Below are 2,510 nucleotides of genomic sequence, written 5' to 3' on the forward strand. Positions count from 1 at the left end.
GACACGGTCATCCCGCGGGCACCGGTCCCGGGCGGCCGGCCGCCCGTCCTGGTCACGGCCGAAGGGCTCGAGTCGCTGCGGCCGGGGTCGGTCGTCGTCGACATGGCCGCCGGGGCACACGGCGGCAACGTAGAGGGTTCCCGACCCGACCAGAGCATCGTGACGCCCGGCGGGGTCACGGTGATCGGCGCCGGCAGCCTCGCCGCGCAGGTGCCGCAGGCCGCGTCGGCGGCGTACTCCCGCAACGTGTGCGCCCTCCTCTCCTCCCTGATCACCGATGGTGGGGTCGCGATCGATCCGGACGACGAGATCCACGCCGCGGTCGTCCTCTCCCCGGAGGTGTCCTCATGAACCCGCTGCTGCTCGCCGACATCACCGTCTTCGTGCTCAGCCTGCTCGTCGGCTTCGAGGTCATCAGCAAGGTGCCCGCGACGCTGCACACGCCGCTGATGTCGGGCGCCAACGCGATCCACGGCGTCGTGCTGGTCGGGGTGATGCTGCTCGCCGCCACGGCCACGTCGGTCGTCGAGTACGTGATCGTGGGCATCGCCGCCGCGTTCGCGGCGATGAACGTGGTCGGTGGCTACCTGGTCACCGACCGGATGCTCGGGATGTTCCGCTCCGGATCGAGGTCCCGCTCGTGAGCTGGTTCGACACGACGGTCCACCTCGTCTACCTCGCCTGCGCGACGTGCTTCGTGGTCGGCCTGCACCTGATGAACGCGCCGGCGACCGCCCGGCGCGGCAACCGCGTGTCCGCGGCCGGCATGGCCGTCGCGGTGCTCGTCACGGTGGCCGTGCTGATCCACGACCGGGAGACGACCGCGTGGGGTGCGATCGCTCTCGCCGCCGGGTCCGTCATCGGCGCCGTGGCCGGGCTGGTCGCCGCCCGCCGGGTCCTGATGACCGCGATGCCGCAGCTGGTCAGCCTGTTCAACGCCGTCGGCGGCGGGGCGGCGGCGCTGATCGCGCTCGGCGACGCGCTGGCGCACACCGGCGAGCTCGGCACGCTGCCGGTGGTGACGACGCTGACGACCGTCCTCGACCTGGCCATCGGCGGGGTCACGCTGAGCGGGTCGCTGATCGCCGCGGGCAAGCTCGCGGGTGTGATCCCCGGCCGGCCGCTGGCCGTACCCCGGTGGATCAATCTCGTTCTCGGGGCGGTGGCGGTGGTCCTCGCCACGCTGTTCGTCGCCGGTCACGGCGGCATCGCGGCGCTCGCCGTCATCGCCGTGGCCGCGCTCGCCGCCGGTGTGCTGCTCACGCTGCCCATCGGGGGCGCCGACATGCCGGTCGTCATCTCACTGCTCAACGCCTTCACCGGCACCGCCGTGGCGATGGCCGGCTTCATCCTGGACTCCAGCGCGCTGATCATCGCCGGTGGGCTGGTCGGCGCGGCCGGCGCGATCCTGACCAAGCTCATGGCGGACGCGATGAACCGCTCGATCGGCGCGATCCTGGCCGGGGGCTACGGCACCGGCGACAACGGCGCGATCGCGGTGGGCGCCGGCGGTGCCACGCGGTCGATCACCGCGGAGGATGCGGCGTTGCAGCTCGCGTACGCGAACAAGGTGGTGATCGTGCCCGGCTACGGCTTGGCCGCCGCGCAGGCCCAGCACGAGATGGTCGCCCTCGCGCGGGCGCTCACCGAGCGCGGGGTGTCGGTCCAGTACGGCATCCACCCGGTGGCGGGACGGATGCCGGGCCACATGAACGTGCTGCTCGCCGAGGCCGACGCGCCGTACGAGCAGCTCAAGGACCTCGAGGAGATCAACCCCGACTTCCCGGCCACCGACGTGGCGCTGGTCGTGGGCGCCAACGACGTGACCAACCCGGCGGCCCGGCGGCCGGGCAACGCGGTCTCGGGCATGCCCATCCTGGATGTGGACCGCGCCCGCAGCGTGATCGTCATCAAGCGGTCGATGGGCCAGGGGTACGCCGGCATCGAGAACGAGCTGTACTCGCTGCCGTCCACGGCGATGCTCTTCACCGACGCGAAGGCCGGGCTGGCCGCGCTGCTGGCGGGCGTCCGGGAGTTCGCCTCCTGACCTCGACCCGGGTCATCCGCGCGGTCGTTGCGTCGTTCTCGTCGCGGCCGGTTCCGCGCCGATGAGCAGGTCGAGCTCGCTCTGGAGTCGGGCGACCAGGAAGGGCAGGGCGGGGCAGAGCTGCGGGTCGGCGACGACGGTGATGACGAGCGTGCCCGCGTACGACAGGACGGCGAACGCGACCGTGACGTTGCCGGTGATCGCCGACACCGGAATGACCTCGGTGATCGGCACGCCCAGAAATGAAAGCCGAACCTCCGGACCGCGCAGGTTGGTGACCATCGTGGTCACCAGCCTCTGCCGGTCGACGAACCACCGATAGGCACCCAGCCGGGCAAGGATCCGAAACGCCGGTCCGAGCAGCGCGCTGGTGTCGCCCGGTGCGGCCGGCGTGGGCCGGCGGGGGGTGCCGGGGACAGCCCCCATCCCCGGGTAAGGGTGGGGGAGCGCGATAAACGGGACC

The 2,510-nt window shown here is 72.2% G+C and carries 3 protein-coding genes and 1 pseudogene; 3 read left to right on the forward strand and 1 reads right to left on the reverse strand.

What is annotated here, in order from left to right; genetic code table 11:
* From AB0M20_RS37880 to AB0M20_RS37890, 3 genes and pseudogenes are all read left to right on the forward strand, one after another.
* Positions 1 to 351: pseudogene (locus AB0M20_RS37880) on the forward strand (NAD(P) transhydrogenase subunit alpha); the annotation flags it as partial.
* Positions 348 to 644, forward strand: coding sequence for an NAD(P) transhydrogenase subunit alpha (locus AB0M20_RS37885; RefSeq protein ID WP_364305665.1), 297 nt, complete (start codon positions 348 to 350; stop codon positions 642 to 644). The pseudogene AB0M20_RS37880 and the gene AB0M20_RS37885, both read left to right, overlap by 4 nt.
* On the forward strand, positions 641 to 2,047 hold the full coding sequence (locus AB0M20_RS37890) for an NAD(P)(+) transhydrogenase (Re/Si-specific) subunit beta (RefSeq protein WP_364305667.1): 1,407 nt from the start codon (positions 641 to 643) through the stop codon (positions 2,045 to 2,047). The genes AB0M20_RS37885 and AB0M20_RS37890 overlap by 4 nt, the downstream gene beginning before the upstream one ends.
* Before the next feature lie 12 nt (positions 2,048 to 2,059).
* Here the strand turns inward: AB0M20_RS37890 and AB0M20_RS37895 are convergent.
* The coding region (locus tag AB0M20_RS37895; protein WP_364305668.1) for a WS/DGAT domain-containing protein at positions 2,060 to 2,510 on the reverse strand (451 nt) is incomplete at its 5' end.

Source organism: Actinoplanes sp. NPDC051633 (assembly GCF_040681735.1).
Classification (GTDB): domain Bacteria; phylum Actinomycetota; class Actinomycetes; order Mycobacteriales; family Micromonosporaceae; genus Actinoplanes.